The following is a 17091-nucleotide window of genomic DNA, read 5'->3' as shown; positions in this document are numbered from 1 at the left end:
ATGCCATCATTCCCCACAAATGCGAACGCCCGCCATGAGGGCGGGCGTTGCATTGTGATCGGAACAGGCTTCAGAGCTTGTCGATGCCGCTCTTGACCGCATCCTTGGCGTCGCCCGTGGTCTTCTGGACCTTGCCCTTGAGGTTCTGGGCCACACCTTCGCCTTCAAGTTCCTTGTCGTTCGTCAGATGTCCGACTTCTTCCTTGATCTTGCCGGTCACCTGATTGGCAACGCCCTTGATCTTGTCTTCGATAGAACTCATGACCGGATCCTTCCGTCTTGATGTTGTACAATCCCTAACGGGCGTCTCTGCGTCGGGTTGCGCCAGGACAGTTTAAGATGCGTGACAAAATACGGCCGCGCTTTCATACATCGTCAGAAGACGCCTTTCAGATTTTCCGGAGAACCAGCATGACCCAGAGTTGCGGCCCGAACGGGCAGACCGGCAGTGGCTGCGGTGTTGGCCTGACACCGGAACAGCGGCGTATCCTTCACGAACACGGAACGGAACGTCCCGGCTCCAGCCCCCTCAACGACGAGAAGCGCGCGGGGATTTATGCCTGTGCAGCCTGCGGGCGCCCGCTTTTTGCTTCGGAAATGAAATATGATAGCGGCAGTGGCTGGCCCTCGTTTTTCCAGGCTCTGCCGGATGGCGTCGAAACCACGCAGGACAGCCGCTATGGCATGGTCCGCACCGAAGTCCATTGCGCGAACTGCAAGGGCCATCTGGGGCATGTCTTTCCCGATGGTCCGCCGCCTACGGGACTTCGTTACTGCATGAACGGTCTGGCGCTCGATTTCCGCCCGGCCGAAGGAGAAAAAGCATGAGTCAGGCGCTGCCGCCTATCGTCCTCGACCACCCGCTGGTGCGCCACAAGCTGACCCGTCTGCGTGACCGCAATACCTCCACGGCCGGGTTCCGCCGCCTGACGCGCGAACTCAGCCTGCTGCTGGCCTATGAAGCCACGCGCAATCTGTCGCTGGCGCCGCGGCATATCGAGGCGCCGAGCGGCCCGATGGAAGGGGAGGAACTGGACGGCAAGAAGCTGTGTTTCGTCTCCATCCTGCGTGCCGGAAACGGTCTGCTGGATGGGATGCTGGATCTGGTGCCGTCCGCCCGGGTCGGACATATCGGTCTGCGCCGGGATCACGAGACGCTGGAAGTCAGCGAATACTACTTCAACATGCCCAGCGATGTTCCGGGACGGACCTGCATTGTGCTCGATCCGATGCTGGCAACCGGACATTCCGCCGCTGCGGCCATTACCCGCGTGAAGGCGGCTGGTGCCAAGGATCCGGTTTTCGCCTGCCTGCTGGCCGTGCCGGAAGGGATTGCCCATGTGCAGGGACTGCACCCCGATGTGCAGATCGTGACCTGCTCCATCGACAGCCATCTGGACGAACACGGCTATATCGTTCCGGGCCTCGGCGATGCGGGTGACCGTCTGTTCGGTACGCGCTGAGGCTGCGGCACACGCTCTTGTGTGCTGAAACTTCCGCGGTTTTGTGGCGGGTATGGAGGCTCATCCAGAAGGGAGCGTTCCATGCCTGCCTATGCTGTATTCATTCGTGAAAAACTGACCGACCCGGCCGAATTCCAGAAATATTCGGAAGTGGTTGGGGAAACCTTCAAGGGATTTCCGGCCAAAATCCTCGCTGCCTATGGCAAGCAGGAAAAACTCGAAGGCACCGAGCCTGATGGTGTCGTGATTATCGAGTTTCCGGACGCGGCCTCGGCCCGGGCCTGGTATGAAAGTCCGGCCTACCAGAAGGCTGCCGCGCATCGCTGGAAAGCCGGGCCTTACAACGTCGTTATCGTGGACGGTCTCTGAAAATCAGTCGCGCCGGACGATGTAATGCCGCGCCAGATCGGTCTCGATCTGGTGGGCATGTTCGGTGTCGCGGGCTTCCACCATCACCAGCAGTTCTGCCGTCTGAACGGACGGGGACGCGAACAGGCGGTGATGGGAGACCTCGATGATGTTCCCGCCGTAATTGCCGATGCGGGCCGAGATGTCAGCCAGCATGCCCGGACGATCGGGGATCTGGAAGATCAGCCGCAGGATCCGTCCATCCCGGAGCAGGGAGCGCAGGATCGTGTTGGCAAGGATACGGGCGTTGATGTTGCCGCCCGACAGCGGCAGGGCAACGCGGCGTCCTTTGAACAGCTCCGGATAGGCCAGAACGGCCGCGAGACCGGTAGCGCCTGCACCTTCACAGACCTGCTTGGCCTTTTCGGCCAGCGTCGTGATAGCGCTTTCGACCTGAAGCTCGCTGACGACAAGGATCTTCGAGATCCTGTTGCGAAAGGCGTTCAGGCAGTGATCGCCAAGCCTTGTGACTGCAATACCTTCCGCAATGGTTGAGCCGCCCTGCGTCGGGCCGTCTTCCTGCGGGTAGTTTGACAGGGACGCATAGGCCTCTACCTGTACGCCAATGACCTCGACATCGGGGCGAAGTGCAGCCATGACGGTCGCAAATCCACCGATCAGGCCACCGCCACCCACGGGCACGACAACCGTATCGATGCCCGGAGCATCTTCCAGAAGCTCCAACGCCGCAGTGCCCTGACCGGCGATGACGGCCGGATCATTGAACGGGTGGACGAGAACGCGGCCGTCCTGCTTCTGAAGCTCGGTAGCGGTCTCGCTGGCCTGCGCGAAATCGTCTCCCGCGAGCACGACATTCGCGCCCCAGGCCTGCGTTGCCGCGACCTTGGTGGCCGGCGTGAAGCGCGGCATGACGATGGTTGCATCGATGCCGAGAAGACTGGCCTGACGGGCCACACCCTGTGCGTGATTGCCTGCCGAGACGGTAATGACGCCGCGTGCCCGCTCTTCCGGCGTCAGGAGGGCCATCTTGTTGGCCGCTCCACGCTCCTTGAAGGAGCCGATCGCCTGAAGGTTTTCGAGCTTGAGCGTAATTTCCGCGCCTGTCAGCTTGGACAGTGCGGGACAGGAAATCGTCGGCGTGCGGACTACCGTGGATGCGATGCGCTCATGGGCGCTTTCGATATCCGCGATGGTTACGACAGGGGGAGGGGACGCCAGGACGTCAGACATCAGCGATATGAGACCTTGAGGATTTCATAGGTCCGGTCGCCACCGGGGGCGGGTACGGAGACAGTGTCACCGACATCCTTGCCGATCAGGGCCTTTGCCAGAGGCGAGGAAATCGAGATCAGGCCCTGCTTGATGTCGGCCTCATGAACGCCAACGATCTGGTACAGGGCTTCCTTGTCGGTCTCTTCGTCGACGAGTTCGATATGCGCGCCAAAACGGACGCGCGTTCCGGTCAGCGTCGAAGGGTCGATCACCTCGGCATTGGAGATGATGCCTTCCAGCTCCAGGACGCGGCCTTCGATGAAGGACTGGCGGTCACGGGCGGCGTGGTACTCGGCGTTTTCGGACAGGTCACCATGTTCGCGGGCTTCTGCAATGGCACGGATGACGGCCGGGCGGTCAACGCTCTTGAGGGTCCGCAGCTCGTCTTCGAGACGCTGCTGTCCCTTCGCGGTCATGGGGATCTTCTGCACTCTGAAATCCTCGAAAAAGCGTGACTGAAATTATGATGAAGCCAGACAACCTAGGGTTTGCCGGGGTTTTTTGCAAGGTGGGGCGGTATGATGCCTGTGTATGTCAGGCCTGATGCTGTTCCCACAGGCCGGGGTGGCTCATGGGCTGCGCTGAGTGAAAATGCAGGTCCGGCGAGAGGCAGTCTGTGTAAGATCAGGCTTTCTTCTGGCGTTCGCTCAGGACCAGCCAGCCAAAACAGGCGGCGAGTCCGGCTGCAAAGAAAATGGCCATTTTCACGCTGATGAGAAACCGCTGTCCCATCCCGATATGCACGGATGTCTCATTGGTATCCCACAGGTCGGGAACGCCATGGGCATGGGGATTGTTGCTGTGGATGACGCCATGGGACAGGTAGTGTCGCATCAGTTCATGCGACGAAATCACGCCCTGATGAAAATGATCGAGGATCAGGACGATGACCAGAAATGACAGTCCGGCTGGACCGGCGATGAAATGGTCGCCTGCAAGGCAGCGCTTCAGCAATCTGAACTGGATGAAGAGGACGCCGATAAAGAAGATCCAGAGCATCGGTGTGGGGAGTGTCAGCCACAGCCCGATCTCGATGGCCGCCAGGGCCGCAACCGCTAGATAGACCATAAGATCGGTCCGAAGCGGAAAACCGCTGATGGCGAGCCTGAGCATCGTGATGTCCTGCATGGAGAGTGGAGTTGCGGGGCATCCAGACTATCCGCTCCCTCCTTTGCGCGACAAGTCCGATGACCCCTTCCGGAAAGGCTGTGATCCCCTTGTGGGACAGCTGGGCCGGAAGGGTGTTGATAGGATCAGAACGCGCCCTTGAAGTAGGACTGGAGCGGGGCGACGCCCAGATTGTCTTCCTTCAGGACCGCGATGGCGTAGGTCGCGGCACGGGCGCCTGCGATCGTCGTGTAATGCGGGATGCCCATGGTCAGGGCGCTGCGACGGATTTCGTAGCTGTCCTGCGCGGCCTGACCTCCCTGCGAGGTGTTGATGACCATCTGCACGTCACCCGAGCGGATGGAATCCACGCAGTTCGGACGGCCCTGCATCACCTTGTTCACGCGCTTTACGGGAATGTCGGCGGCTTCCAGACGGGACGCCGTGCCGCTGGTGGCGAGGATCGTGAAGCCCATGGCGACCAGCTTGCGGGCCAGCGGCTGGACATGCGCCTTGTCGCTGTCGCGGACGGAGAGGAACACCGTGCCCGAAAGTGGCAGCGTCACGCCGGCTGCAAGCTGCGACTTGGCAAAGGCGCGCTCGAAGCTGGAATCCAGCCCCATGACTTCGCCCGTGGACCGCATTTCCGGGCCGAGGATCGTGTCGGCATTGGCAAAGCGATGGAAGGGGAACACGGCTTCCTTGACCGCCACATGCGGAGAGACCGCACCGCCATCGAGCTGGAACTCGGTCAGCTTCGCACCGGCCATGACTCGGGCACCGATCTTGGCAACCGGAACGCCGGTGGCCTTGGCGACGAACGGCACGGTCCGGGAGGCACGGGGGTTCACTTCGAGGACGAAGACTTCCTGATCCTTGATGGCGTACTGGACGTTCATCAGGCCGCGGATGCCCAGTTCGCGGGCCATGGCTTCGGTCTGCGAGCGCAGTTCCGTTACCAGTGCGGGAGAGAGCGTGTAGGGCGGCAGGGAGCAGGCGGAATCACCGGAATGGATGCCGGCTTCCTCGATGTGTTCCATGACGCCTGCGACATAGACGTTCTCACCGTCGCAGATGCAGTCCACGTCCGCTTCGATCGCGTCGTTAAGATAGTGGTCGAGCAGGACGGGGCCGGTCGAGACTTCGGGGCCGGCGGCACGCAGGACCTCGTTGAGGTAGCGCTTGAGGCCGGGCTTGTCATAGACGATTTCCATCGCACGGCCGCCCAGAACGTAGGACGGGCGGGCGACGACCGGATAGCCGACCTCTTCCGCAATCTTTTCGGCTTCCGTCGGGCTGCGGGCGATGCCGTTGCGGGGCTGGCGCAGGCCGAGCTTGCGGAGCATGGCCTGGAAGCGCTCGCGGTCTTCGGCGCGGTCGATCGCGTCGGCCGGCGTGCCGAGCAGCGGGATGCCGGCTTCTTCAAGCGCGCGGGACAGCTTGAGCGGGGTCTGGCCGCCATACTGCACGATGCAGCCCAGAACCTTGCCGCCCTTGGCTTCGGTGCGGATCAGGGCGATCACGTCCTCGGCGGTCAGGGGCTCGAAATACAGGCGGTCCGAGGTGTCGTAATCGGTCGAGACCGTCTCGGGGTTGCAGTTGACCATGACCGTCTCGAAACCGGCTTCGCGTAGGGCGTAGGCGGCATGGACGCAGCAATAGTCGAACTCGATGCCCTGACCGATGCGGTTCGGGCCACCGCCGAGGATGACGATCTTGTCGCGGTTCGTCGGGCGGCTTTCACAGTCGGGGGTGCCGAAGCCGCCTTCATAGGTCGAGTACAGGTAGGGCGTGTCGGAAGCGAATTCGGCAGCGCAGGTGTCGATCCGGCGATAGACCGGCGTGACAGCCAGCTTTTCACGCAGGGCTGCGACATCCGTAAAGCTCCGGCCCGAGAGGCGGGCGAGCTGGGCGTCGGAGAAGCCCTGGGCCTTGAGGCGGCGCAGATTGTAGGCGTCCTTCGGCAGGCCGGTCTTTTCGATCTCGCGCTCGGACGTCACGATGTCTTCGAGCTGGCGGAGGAACCACGGCTCGAACTTGCAGGCTTCGTTTATCTGCTCGACGCTTAAGCCTGCGCGCAGGGCCTGTGCGGCCATCAGGATGCGCTCGGGGCGCGGCTCGGCCAGAGCGGCGAGATAGGCGTTGTGCGAACCGTCGCCGGGGGCTTCGACGGGATCGAGGCCGGTGAGGCCCGTTTCCATAGAGCGCAGGCCCTTCTGGATGGCTTCGGCGAAGGAGCGGCCAACCGACATGGCTTCACCGACCGACTTCATGGACGTCGAGAGGAGCGCCGGAGAGCCGGGGAACTTCTCGAAAGTGAAGCGGGGGATCTTGGCGACGACATAGTCGATCGTCGGCTCGAAGGAGGCCGGGGTCGTTTTCGTGATGTCGTTCTTGAGTTCGTCCAGCGTGTAGCCGACGGCCAGCTTGGCGGCGATCTTGGCGATCGGGAAGCCGGTGGCCTTCGAGGCGAGTGCTGAGGAACGCGACACGCGTGGGTTCATCTCGATGACAACCAGACGGCCATCGGCGGGGTTGACGCCGAACTGCACGTTGGAGCCGCCGGTCTCGACGCCGATCTTGCGCAGGCACGCGATCGAGGCGTCCCGCATGCGCTGGTATTCCTTGTCGGTCAGCGTCAGGGCGGGGGCGACGGTGATGGAGTCACCGGTATGGACGCCCATCGGGTCGATGTTCTCGATGGAGCAGATGATGATGCAGTTATCCGCGGTGTCGCGGACCACTTCCATCTCGTATTCTTTCCAGCCGAGGACGGATTCTTCGATCAGGACTTCGGTCGTCGGCGAGGCATCGAGGCCGCCTGTGACGATCTGGTCGAACTCTTCACGGTTATAGGCGATGCCGCCGCCAGCGCCGCCCATGGTGAAGGACGGGCGGATGATGGCGGGCAGGCCGACATCGGCCAGTGCCGCGCGGGCTTCTTCCAGCGTATGGGCGATGGTGCTGCGGGGGCTTTCGATCCCGATCTCGTCCATGGCTTCGCGGAACTTCTGACGGTCTTCCGCGCGGTCGATGACTTCCGCATCGGCGCCGATCAGTTCCACGTTGTGCTTTTTGAGGAAGCCGGACTTGTCGAGCGCCATGGCGGCGTTCAGGGCGGTCTGGCCACCCATCGTCGGCAGGACGGCGTCGGGCTTTTCCTTGAGGATGATGCGCTCGACGAATTCCGGGGTGATCGGCTCGATATAGGTCGCGTCCGCCAGGCCGGGGTCGGTCATGATGGTGGCGGGGTTCGAGTTGATCAGGATGACGCGATAGCCTTCCTCACGCAGGGCCTTGCAGGCCTGTGCGCCGGAATAGTCGAATTCGCAGGCCTGTCCGATGACGATCGGGCCGGCGCCGATGATCAGGATGGACGAAATGTCTGTCCGTTTTGGCATGGCTCAGGCTCCTGCTTTAGCGCGACGGTCCATGACCGCGACGAAACGCTCGAAAAGATAGAAACTGTCGGACGGGCCGGGGCTCGCCTCGGGGTGGTACTGGACGGAGAAGGCGTCCTTCGTGGTCGAGGCGATGCCTTCGTTAGAGCCGTCGAACAGGCTCACATGCGTCACCTTCACATCCGCGGGCAGGGACTTCTCGTCCACGGCGAAACCGTGGTTCTGGCTGGTGATTTCCACGCGGCCGGTTTCGACGTCCTTGACCGGCTGGTTGGCGCCGCGATGGCCGCGCTCCAGCTTGTAGGTCTTGCCGCCCAGAGCCTGTGCGAGAAGCTGATGGCCGAGGCAGATGCCGAAGACGGGCACGTTTGCGTCCAGCACCTTGCGGATGGCGGGGACGGCATAGGTGCCGGTCGCGGCCGGATCGCCGGGGCCGTTAGAGAGGAACACGCCTTCGGGCTTGAGTTCCAGGATATCTTCGGCGGTGGCCGTGGCGGGCAGGACGGTGACGTCACAGCCGGCGGTCACGAGGCAGCGCAGGATGTTGTCCTTGGCACCATAGTCCATTGCGACCACGCGGCGGCGGTTCTCGCGCACAGGCTTTGTGGAGTGCCACACACCTTCGGTCCAGACGCGCTTGGGGCGTGTCACTTCCTTGGCGAGGTCCATGCCTTCGAGGCCGGGCCACTGGCGGGCGCGGTTCAGCAGGCTGTCCGTGTCGATACGGCCGTTTTCCGGGAAGGCGAGGATGGCGGTCTGCGGGCCGTTGTCGCGCAGGGTGCGGGTGATGGCGCGTGTGTCGATGCCGCTGATGCCGGCACGACCGTGATCGCGGAGCCATGCGGCGAAAGGCTCGTGGGAGCGCCAGCTTGCCGGGGCGGTGATGTCTTCCTTCACGACGGCGCCGAGGGCGGCCATCTTCGGGGCCTCGTTGTCATCGGTGTTCGTGCCGACATTGCCGATATGCGGGAAGGTAAAGGTCACGATCTGGCCAGCGAAAGACGGGTCGGTCAGGGTTTCCTGATAGCCGGTCATGCCGGTGGAGAAGCAGAGTTCTCCGACGGCGCCTTCCGTATGGGCACCGAAGCCACGGCCCCACAGGACCGTCCCATCGGCAAGGACAAGGGCGGCGTTGGCGCCGGGAGGGCAGGGATTGGACACGTCCGTCTCTCTTTCTTGTTCTTGCTGGGTTTCAGTCGTGGTGAGGTCTGCTGTCAGATCCTGCAGGGCGATTCCCGGCACGCGCAGCAGGGCTGGCCAGTGCTTGGTCGGGACCATGCGGGACTGGCGCCACTTGCGGACGGCTTCCAGTCCGACACCGGCAAGAGCGGCAATTTCGTCCGCGCCTCCGGCTTTTTCGATGATTCTGTCGATGTCCATGGTCGCCCCGTTGCTGGCTGCCGGATGTACTTCTGGGGCCTCTGAATAAGGGATCGGAAACGGAATGGGAAGTTTTTTCCCACTGCCTGTTTTGCGTTATCGCGATGGGTGGGAAGTTTTTTCCGAATGGCTTGTTTTGCGGCCACAGGGGCTGCCGGATTGTTGCAAACCGGCTTTTGTGCGATTTTGCCGCCATTCAAGGAATGAGGGACGGCTCGCCGAGGGAGTTTCCAAGGGGCTGTCCGATGTAAGGAGAACGGCGATGTCGCTTCGCAAGCAGATCATGGACGACCTCAAGACAGCCATGAAGGCCGGTCAGTCCGAGACGGTGGCCCAGATCCGCGGGATCACGGCCAAGATCAAGGATCTGGACGTTGCTGCCCGTGCCAAGAGCGCCGAGGTGACGGATACGGACATCATTTCCGCCCTGCGCTCCATGATCAAGTCCCGCACGGAATCCGCCACGATGTATCGTGAGGGTGGCCGTCCGGAGCTGGCGGAAAAGGAAGAGGGCGAGATTGCGACGATCAAGTCCTACCTGCCGCCGGAGCTGGATGAAGCCACGCTGAAGGCCGGGATCGAAGACGCCGTGAAGAAGACGGAAGCGGCCGGCATGAAGGACATGGGCAAGGTCATGGCGGCGCTGAAGGAGCGTTTTGGCGCGGATCTGGACCCGGCGAAGGCCAGTGCGCTGGTGAAGGCGCATCTTTCGGCCTGATCCGTCGATCAAGTCGCACGATGGGAAGCCGCTCCTTCGGGGGCGGCTTTTCTGTTTTCAGGGTGTCCGGCAGAGCCTGGCGTAATCGCTGGGCCGGTAGCCCGTGTTTTTGTGGAAGGCCGTGGCGAAGGCGCCGAGGCTTTCATAGCCGACGTCCAGTGCCACACTGGCCACGCTCTCGCCGCGTGCCAGTTTTTCCTGTGCGTTCAGGATGCGCAGGCGCTGCCGCCAGACGGAGAATGGCAGTCCCGTCTCAAGCGTGAAATGACGGACGAAGGAGCGCAGCGACATGGCGGCCAGTTTGGCCCAGTCTTTCTGGTCGCGGGAATCTGCGGGATTGTCGCTCAGGGTGTTAGCGACGCGGCAGAGTTGTTCGCTTTTCGGGAAAGGCAGGGACACGGAGGCGCGCAGGGCGGTCAGGAATTCGTGCCAGAAGCATTCCGCGAGGCGGCTGATCTGGGCGTCCCATCGTGTTTCGTCGGCGTCGTGGGAGAGGCGGTCTGCCAGAGCGGTGAGGAGGCGTGTTCCGCCAGCGAGGAAGGGTTCGTCTGGCAGGTCGGAGCATTTTGCTGCGCTGACATACAGGCTCCAGCCTGCGACGGCTCCGTGGGAACGGGCTTCGTGCAGGAGCCGGGGCGGGAGCCAGAGGCACTGGCCGGGGCCGATCAGCCAGTAGGCGTGCTCGGTGCGGATGGCCATGACGCCGCTTTCGATGCCGAAGATCTGGCCGCGTGCATGGGCGTGGCGTTCGGCGATCCGGCGTGTGTCCTGCTTCATGTGTCCGCCAAGCAGCCATGGCGTTTCGGCGTCTGGACGGTCTGCGGCGGCAGGGGTCATGAAGGAATTGGCGCACATGAGTCGAACTATGGCCTGAGAGCGTGAGAACGCCAAAATGACTTTCGCTAGAACTGTCGTCTCCGGGTGGGTTTGAAGCTCTGCACGGAGTGTTCAGCGGGAGATCAGGATCATGAAAGTCGGCTTTGTGGGCCTCGGGGCCATGGGACATGCGATGGCGGAGCGTCTTCTCAAGGGAGGGCATGAGCTTGTCGTGACCAACAGGACACGCGCGAAGGCGGATGATCTGGTGGCGCAGGGGGCTGTTTTTGTCGAAACGCCTGCGGATGTGGCGCGGCAGGTGGAGGTCGTGTTCTCCATGCTGTTCGATGATGCCAGCACGGAAGAGGCTGTCTTCGGAGAGCATGGCATCGCGACGGCTCTGGCGCCGGGCGGTATTCATGCGTGCAGCAGTACGCTGTCCCTAGAGCAGGCGCGCCGTCTGCGGGACGGTCATGCGGAGCGCGGGCAGGGTTATGTCAGTGCCAATGTGCTCGGGCGCCCTCCGGCGGCGAAGGCGGGTGAGCTGTTCGTGGTGACGGCGGGAGCGGAGGAGGCACTGACGCGTCTGCGGCCTTTGCTGGAATGTTTCGGGTCGAAGATTTTCGAAGTGGGGCAGGACCCGGTTCAGGCCAATCTGGCCAAGCTGTCTCTGAACTTCATGATCTATTCGACGATCGAGCAGATGGCGGAAGTCTTTGCGCTGAATGAAAAGGCCGGGACGGATCCGCATGCGATTTTCGAGATCATGACGGGCAGTTTCTACAACGCGCCGGTTCACAAGAATTACGGAAAGCTGATGGTCGATCATGAATACGATCATCCGGGCGCGCCGGTGACGCTGGGGCTCAAGGACATGGAGATGTTTCTCAAGGCCGGGGGTGAGCATGCCGTTCCGCTGCCTTATGCCTCGGTGGTGCGGGACCGGTTGCTGAGCGCGATCAGTGCCGGGGATGCCGGGCGGGATTTTGTCGTGCTGCTGGAGCGGGCGCGGCAGGATAGCGGGCTGAAATAGGGGACGGGCATGTCAGGAAATGTTGGGACGGGCGATCATGCGCCGGAAAAGATCATTCGGGACATGTTCGCCATGTTTACGGATTTCGGGTCCGATCTGGATGCGCTGACGGCGTTCATGACGCCCGATTATCGCCAGCTTGTGGATGGGCGGGAAATGACGCTGGCGGATTTTCGCGCCCATGCACTGGCTCTGCGGGAGGGGCTTTCGTCTCTGGAAATCGAGATCCTGCATCTGGTTTGTGAGGCGGATCGGGCGGCGACGGTTCATCTGGCTTCGGCGACCCGCCCGTCGGGGGCGCGGAGCGTGATCCGGGTGGTTGCGTTCTATCAGTTCCGTGGCGGGCGGCTCTGTCTTGTGGATGAACTGACGCGTGTCCAGCAGGGCCATGACGGCGATGATGCGCTGGGAAGCCTGCAATAGGGTGGGGCAGGGTTTGACAGCGCGGCGGCCAGGTCTTCACTCTGAAATCCTGTTTTGCGGATGAGGCCAGAATGTCGGCAGGTGGTTCAACGAAGGTCGTTTTCATTGCGCTGGGGGTCAATCTTGCGATTGCCTGCGTGAAGGGTGTGGCGGCTCTGCTGACCGGTTCGGCCGCGATGCTGGCGGAGACGGTTCATTCCTTTGTCGACTGCGGTAACCAGCTTCTGCTGCTGGTGGGCATGAAGCGGGCTGCGGCTCCCGCGACGAAGGAGCATCCGCTGGGGCATCACCGGGAGCTTTATTTCTGGACGCTGGTGGTGGCGGGTGCGCTGTTCATTGGCGGCGGGGTCGCATCCCTGCATGAAGGCTGGGAGAAAGTCTGGCATCCCGCTGCGATGGATCAGGTCCGGGTGCTGGGGTATGTCTTTCCCGGCTGGTGGCTGAATGTCGCCATCCTCGGGATTTCGGGCAGCATGGAGGGCTACGGGTTTCTGGCGGCCATGAAGTCCCTGCCTTCGGGCAAGGGATCGCTATGGACCCTAATCCGTCGCAGTACCGATCCGGGGCTTTTCGTCGTGCTGTTTGAGGACGGTGCGGCGCTGGTCAGTCTGATGATCGCGCTGGTCTTTACCGTGCTGTCCGTCGTGACGGGGTGGCATGTTCTGGATGGTGTGGCGTCGCTGCTGATCGGGCTCGTTCTGGTGATCGTCGCGGTGCTGCTGACGAATGAGACGCGCTCGCTGCTTGTCGGGGAGAGCAGTCCGGAAATCGATGCGTTCGTGCGGGCCCAGGCGGCGAAGCTTCCGGGTGTGATCGGGGTCAATGAGGTCGTGACCGAGACGCGGGGGCCAAGGAGCATCATTGTCCTGCTGTCGTTGGACTGGGACGACACGCTGACCGCCGGGCAGGTGGAGCAGGGAGTGTCGGCGCTGGAGCGGGTGACGCGAGCGCGGTATCCGTCGGTGCTGCGGATGTATGTCGAGGCGCAGGACAAGCGCGACAGTGCCCCGGATATTGCCGTGCAGCACCCCTGAACGCAGATCGGGCCCCCTTTCGGGAGCCCGACACCGTCAGCCGTAACGGACTGGCAGGATTTTACTGCTGCGGCTGCGTGGCTGGAGCCGGAGCGGCAGCGCCCGGCTGGGTCGTGCTGTTCATCTGGCCAGGGGAGGTCGAGTGCTCGACATCGTAGGCGGTGGCCTTCTCGATGTAGGTGCCCTTCGCGCCCGGATGTTCCTTGTCGTACAGGGCGGCCTTTGCGCGGGCTTCCTTGCGGTAACGGTGACGCACATACATGCCGGTCGCGCAGCCGCCCACGGCGCCCAGGACGCCGTGATGGTTGGCGACATGTCCACCGACAGCGCCGGCAGCGCCGTATTTGAGGCAGCCACCCGGTTCTGCTTCGGCCGTCGTGATCGACGTTGCCAGCAGACCGGCTGCGGCGGCAAGCATCAGGTACTTTTTCATGAGTGCTTCCTGTTTTTCCAAAGCTGTCGGGTCACCCGGCAGCACAGAGACGGCTGCCAGCATGCCCCAACCCGGCGTTCAGAACAACCGGGAGGGGCAGCGCACCACGTTTTCGGCCGGCGCGCTGAAGGTCCAGACGGTGCCGTCCGGGTCATGGCAGCAGGAACTGCTGGCGCCGGGGATCGAGCGTGGATTGTGTTCGATGACGATCGATCCGAAGCCGCGCCGTTCGGGTCTGGCGACGGTGGGGCCGCCGGTCTCTTTCCAGCACATCCGGAAGACGGGTTTGTCCTCTTCGTCGTGCAGATCCCAGGTGACGGTTACGGTCCCGGTGTCGTTCGACAGGGCGCCGTATTTGATGGCGTTGGTTGTCAGTTCGTAGATCGCAAGGCCGATGCGGTCGGCAGTGTCGGGGACGAACTGAAGCTCCGGATCGCCTTCGATCCACAGGCGTGTGGCGGGGAAATCGCCGGCCACGGCGGTCTGGGATGTGACGACATCGTGGACCGTGGCGCCCGTCCATTCGCCGTGGATCAGAAGGTCCTGGCTGCGGGCGATGGAGGTGATGCGCTCTTCCAGAACTTTGACGAAGGGGGCCGTGGGGTCGGGGACGGTGCGCCGGATCAGGGCCTGAAAGATGGCGAGCATGTTCTTGGAGCGATGGTTCAGCTCGTTGAGCAGCAGGGCGATCTGCTGTTCGTGCTCGCGCTGGATCGTCACGTCGCGCGAGACGCAGAGAATGGCTTCGACGCTCTGATCGGGGTTCAGGAGCGGAGTCAGCATGTTGTCCCAGTGCCGGACGGGCTCACCGGGGAGCTGGCTGATCCCCATGAAGCGGACGTTCTGTCCTTCGGCGGCGTCCTTCAGGGCCTTGCCGCCGGGAACATGCGCTTCCGGCGGGAGCAGGCCGAGCCAGCTCATGCCGAAGCCCGAGGTGCTGTCCACGCCGAGGGCCTCGCAGCCCGCGGTGTTCATGTGAACCAGAGTGCCGTCTTTCGCGATTTCCTTGATGCAGTCCACGCTGACATTGAGCATCCGGTCGCGGATGTCGGCCTTCTGAAGCAGGGCCACCTCACGACGTTTCTGCTCATGGATGTCGGTCAGGATGAGGAGGCGGCCTGTATCATTTCCGACGCGGGGTAGCTGCTGGACGAGGCGCAGAAGGAACCAGCGGGCGTGTCCGTCCGGGTTCAGGATGCGGAAGCTTGTGCTCCGGAGCCGGTCTGAGGGTGTGGTATCGCGGAGAATGCGGGTGATCTCTGCCTGATCGGCGGGAACAATGACCGGGAGCCACTCTGAAAAAGGGAGTGGCACGCCAAGGGCTGCGGCCTGCTGCTTCCAGGCCGTGTTGAAGTGCATGGCGCCTGCGTTGCTGACGGGCTCCATGCAGATCAGATCAGGCAGCAGGTCGAAGGCGGAACAGAACATGTCGGCTGGGGCGGTCTGTGTCTGTCCCATATCTCTTTCTGACGGTAGCGCGTAGTATTGCGATGGTTTCAGGATCCATGCGCGATACTTTTGGTCGCGCTTTGAGACGTTTATCCCGAAAATTCATCTTTCCGAAACCTGCTTTTGGCGCGGATCAGGGCAGCAATACGGCGGCACCGTCGAAACGGCCGTGCCGGAGGTCATCGAGGGCCTGATTGGCGTCCTTGAGGGCATAAGGCGTGTTGGTCACCTTGATGCCGACTTCCGGGGCGATTTTCAGGAACTCCAGACCGTCCTGACGGGTCAGGTTGGCGACGGAGACGATTTCGCGCTCTTCCCAAAGCGTGTCGTAGGAAAAGGCCGGGATTTCGCTCATGTGGATGCCGCCGCACACGACCTTGCCGCCCTTGCGGATGGCTTTGAGGCCTGCGGGCAGCAGGGCGCCGACGGGGGCGAACAGGATCACGGCGTCCAGCGGTTCAGGCGGGAGTTCGTCCGAGCCACCGGCCCAGACGGCGCCGAGGGAGCGGGCGAAATCCTGTTTCTGCGTGTCACCGGGGGATGTGAAGGCGTAGACCTCGCGGCTCTGCCAGCGCAGCACCTGTGTGATGATATGGGCGGCGGCGCCGAAGCCGTAGAGGCCGATCTTTTTGCCGTCTCCGGCCTTTTTCAGGCAGCGCCAGCCGATCAGCCCGGCGCAGAGCAGGGGCGCGAGATCCTTGTCTTCGCCCTTGTCGCCCATCGGGAAGGCGTAGCGGGCATCGGCGACTGTCATGGTCGCGTAGCCGCCATTGCGGGTGAAGCCGGTGAAGAGGGGATGGTCGCAGAGATTTTCCATCCCGTGCGTGCAGTAATAGCAGTGCCCGCAGGTATGCCCCAGCCACGGCACGCCGACCCTCTCGCCCACCGACAGGCCGGTGACATTGCTGCCGAGCCTGTCGATCCGGCCGACGATTTCGTGGCCGGGGATGATGGGGAGGGTGGCGTGCGGGAGTTCGCCATCCACGACATGCAGGTCCGTCCGGCATACGCCGCAGGCGCCGATCCGGATGCGGATTTCATCGGGGCCGGGTTCGGGATCGGGGAGTTCGACCCATTCCAGAGGGGTGTGATGGGCTTTGAGCTGCATGGCGAACATGGCGTGTTCTCCTGTGGCTTGTAGTTCAGGACCGGAAGTCGAGCACTGTCCGGCCTTCGAGGCGACCATTCTGCAGATCGTCGAAGATCGTATTGATGTTTTCAAGTTTTCCAGGGGTGACGACGGATTTGACCTTGCCGCGGGCGAAGAAATCCATGGCTTCGATCATGTCCAGCCGTGTGCCGACAATGGAGCCGCGGATGGTGGTGCCGTTCATGACCATGTCGAAGATCGAGACCGGGAAATCGCCGGGCGGCAGGCCGTTCAGGACGATGGTGCCGCCGCGCCGGGCATAGCCCATGGCCTGCGAAAACGCCGTCCGTCCGACGGCGGTGACGAGGGCGCCATGTGCGCCGCCGATCTGCTGCTGGATGAATTTTGCAGGATCGGTGTCCTTGGCGTTGACGGTCAGGGATGCACCGAGCTTCTTGGCCGTGGCGAGTTTCTCGTCGTCGATATCCACGGCGACGACATTCATGCCCATGGCGATGGCATACTGCACGGCCATCTGGCCGAGGCCGCCGACGCCCGAAATCGCGACCCATTGGCCGGGGCGGGCCTCGGTCATTTTCAAGCCCTTGTAGACTGTCAGGCCCGCGCACAGGACGGGAGCGGTCTGGAGCGGGTCGATGGTCGAAGGCAGGTGCGCGACGTAATTGGGGTCGGCCACGACATATTCGGCGAAGCAGCCATTGACGGTGTAGCCGGTGTCGTCCTGCTTTTCGCAGAGGGTTTCCCAGCCACCCAGACAGTGTTCGCAGTGGCCGCAGGCGGAATAGAGCCAGGGCACGCCCACGACATCGCCAACCTTGACGAAATTATCGACCTGACTGCCGACGGCGACGATATGGCCCACACCTTCGTGGCCGGGAATGAACGGCGGGTTGGGCTTGGAGGGCCAGTCCCCGCGGGCTGCGTGCAGGTCGGTGTGGCAGACGCCGCAGGTATCGACCTTCACGAGAATCTGGTTGGGGCGGACATCCGGGATGGGCAGCCGCTCGATGGTGAGCGGTTTGCCGAATTCACGAACGACGGCGGCAAGCATTGTATCAGCCATGGGGAAGGTTCCTTCTGGA

18 protein-coding genes and 1 pseudogene are annotated in these 17091 nt (G+C 62.8%); 8 read left to right on the top strand and 11 right to left on the bottom strand.

Going from position 1 to position 17091, the window contains the following annotated elements; genetic code table 11:
* Nucleotides 1-70: 70 nt before the first annotated feature.
* Nucleotides 71-262, bottom strand: a complete 192-nt coding sequence (locus tag HKD27_RS07725; protein WP_062493812.1) for a CsbD family protein — start codon at nt 260-262, stop codon at nt 71-73.
* Between the two features lie 149 nt (nt 263-411).
* Here HKD27_RS07725 and msrB point away from each other — a divergent pair, with 149 nt between their 5' ends.
* The 3 genes from msrB to HKD27_RS07710 all read left to right on the top strand — a co-directional run bounded on the left by msrB (nt 412) and on the right by HKD27_RS07710 (nt 1832).
* Nucleotides 412-828, top strand: a complete 417-nt coding sequence (msrB, locus tag HKD27_RS07720; RefSeq protein ID WP_194263597.1) for a peptide-methionine (R)-S-oxide reductase MsrB — start codon at nt 412-414, stop codon at nt 826-828.
* On the top strand, nt 825-1463 hold the full coding sequence (upp, locus tag HKD27_RS07715) for a uracil phosphoribosyltransferase (RefSeq protein ID WP_194689091.1): 639 nt from the start codon (nt 825-827) through the stop codon (nt 1461-1463). The genes msrB and upp overlap by 4 nt, the downstream gene beginning before the upstream one ends.
* Before the next feature lie 81 nt (nt 1464-1544).
* Nucleotides 1545-1832, top strand: a complete 288-nt coding sequence (locus tag HKD27_RS07710; RefSeq protein ID WP_062448882.1) for a DUF1330 domain-containing protein — start codon at nt 1545-1547, stop codon at nt 1830-1832.
* 3 nt (nt 1833-1835) lie between these two features.
* On the opposite strand, the gene HKD27_RS07705 is transcribed toward HKD27_RS07710, so the two are convergent.
* From HKD27_RS07705 to carA, 5 genes are all read right to left on the bottom strand, one after another.
* Nucleotides 1836-3062: a threonine ammonia-lyase gene (locus tag HKD27_RS07705; protein ID WP_194689090.1), complete on the bottom strand. Its 1227-nt coding sequence runs from the start codon at nt 3060-3062 to the stop codon at nt 1836-1838.
* Nucleotides 3062-3535 (bottom strand): transcription elongation factor GreA, encoded by a 474-nt coding sequence (greA, locus tag HKD27_RS07700; protein WP_062493804.1) that lies wholly within the window; start codon nt 3533-3535, stop codon nt 3062-3064. Before greA ends, HKD27_RS07705 begins: the two co-directional genes overlap by 1 nt.
* Nucleotides 3536-3728: 193 nt before the next feature.
* Nucleotides 3729-4217: a hypothetical protein gene (locus tag HKD27_RS07695; RefSeq protein ID WP_194689089.1), complete on the bottom strand. Its 489-nt coding sequence runs from the start codon at nt 4215-4217 to the stop codon at nt 3729-3731.
* A 140-nt stretch (nt 4218-4357) separates the two neighbouring features.
* Nucleotides 4358-7612 (bottom strand): carbamoyl-phosphate synthase large subunit, encoded by a 3255-nt coding sequence (carB, locus tag HKD27_RS07690; RefSeq protein WP_194689088.1) that lies wholly within the window; start codon nt 7610-7612, stop codon nt 4358-4360.
* 3 nt (nt 7613-7615) lie between these two features.
* Nucleotides 7616-8992 (bottom strand): glutamine-hydrolyzing carbamoyl-phosphate synthase small subunit, encoded by a 1377-nt coding sequence (gene carA, locus HKD27_RS07685; RefSeq protein ID WP_194689087.1) that lies wholly within the window; start codon nt 8990-8992, stop codon nt 7616-7618.
* A gap of 262 nt (nt 8993-9254) precedes the next feature.
* Here carA and HKD27_RS07680 point away from each other — a divergent pair, with 262 nt between their 5' ends.
* Entirely contained in the window at nt 9255-9710 is a 456-nt protein-coding gene (locus HKD27_RS07680) for a GatB/YqeY domain-containing protein (RefSeq protein ID WP_041110791.1), read from the top strand.
* Nucleotides 9711-9767: 57 nt separating this feature from the next.
* On the opposite strand, the gene HKD27_RS07675 is transcribed toward HKD27_RS07680, so the two are convergent.
* Nucleotides 9768-10547: a helix-turn-helix transcriptional regulator gene (locus HKD27_RS07675; RefSeq protein WP_194689086.1), complete on the bottom strand. Its 780-nt coding sequence runs from the start codon at nt 10545-10547 to the stop codon at nt 9768-9770.
* Nucleotides 10548-10662: 115 nt separating this feature from the next.
* Between HKD27_RS07675 and HKD27_RS16640 the strand changes: the two are divergent.
* The 4 genes and pseudogenes from HKD27_RS16640 to HKD27_RS07660 all read left to right on the top strand — a co-directional run.
* Nucleotides 10663-11148 (top strand): annotated as a pseudogene (locus HKD27_RS16640) (NAD(P)-dependent oxidoreductase); the annotation flags it as partial.
* Nucleotides 11149-11154: 6 nt separating this feature from the next.
* A complete protein-coding gene (locus HKD27_RS16635) occupies nt 11155-11559 on the top strand; it encodes an NAD-binding protein (RefSeq protein ID WP_370544255.1) in 405 nt (134 codons plus the stop codon).
* A 9-nt stretch (nt 11560-11568) separates the two neighbouring features.
* Complete coding sequence (locus tag HKD27_RS07665) at nt 11569-11982, top strand: nuclear transport factor 2 family protein (RefSeq protein ID WP_194689084.1); 414 nt, start codon at nt 11569-11571, stop codon at nt 11980-11982.
* A gap of 71 nt (nt 11983-12053) precedes the next feature.
* Complete coding sequence (locus HKD27_RS07660; RefSeq protein ID WP_194689083.1) at nt 12054-13016, top strand: cation diffusion facilitator family transporter; 963 nt, start codon at nt 12054-12056, stop codon at nt 13014-13016.
* 61 nt (nt 13017-13077) lie between these two features.
* On the opposite strand, the gene HKD27_RS07655 is transcribed toward HKD27_RS07660, so the two are convergent.
* The 4 genes from HKD27_RS07655 to adhP form a co-directional block, all read right to left on the bottom strand.
* A complete protein-coding gene (locus HKD27_RS07655) occupies nt 13078-13449 on the bottom strand; it encodes a hypothetical protein (RefSeq protein WP_062494940.1) in 372 nt (123 codons plus the stop codon).
* Nucleotides 13450-13527: 78 nt separating this feature from the next.
* Nucleotides 13528-14907: a sensor histidine kinase gene (locus HKD27_RS07650; protein ID WP_194689082.1), complete on the bottom strand. Its 1380-nt coding sequence runs from the start codon at nt 14905-14907 to the stop codon at nt 13528-13530.
* A 124-nt stretch (nt 14908-15031) separates the two neighbouring features.
* Entirely contained in the window at nt 15032-16015 is a 984-nt protein-coding gene (locus HKD27_RS07645; protein WP_194689081.1) for a zinc-dependent alcohol dehydrogenase family protein, read from the bottom strand.
* 25 nt (nt 16016-16040) lie between these two features.
* Nucleotides 16041-17072 (bottom strand): alcohol dehydrogenase AdhP, encoded by a 1032-nt coding sequence (gene adhP / locus HKD27_RS07640; protein WP_194263585.1) that lies wholly within the window; start codon nt 17070-17072, stop codon nt 16041-16043.
* Nucleotides 17073-17091 lie beyond the last annotated feature (19 nt).

The sequence above is a fragment of the Gluconobacter sp. R75690 genome (assembly GCF_015244525.1).
In the GTDB taxonomy this organism is placed as follows: Bacteria; Pseudomonadota; Alphaproteobacteria; order Acetobacterales; family Acetobacteraceae; genus Gluconobacter; species Gluconobacter potus.
This window is presented reverse-complemented; position numbering and strand designations above follow the sequence as displayed.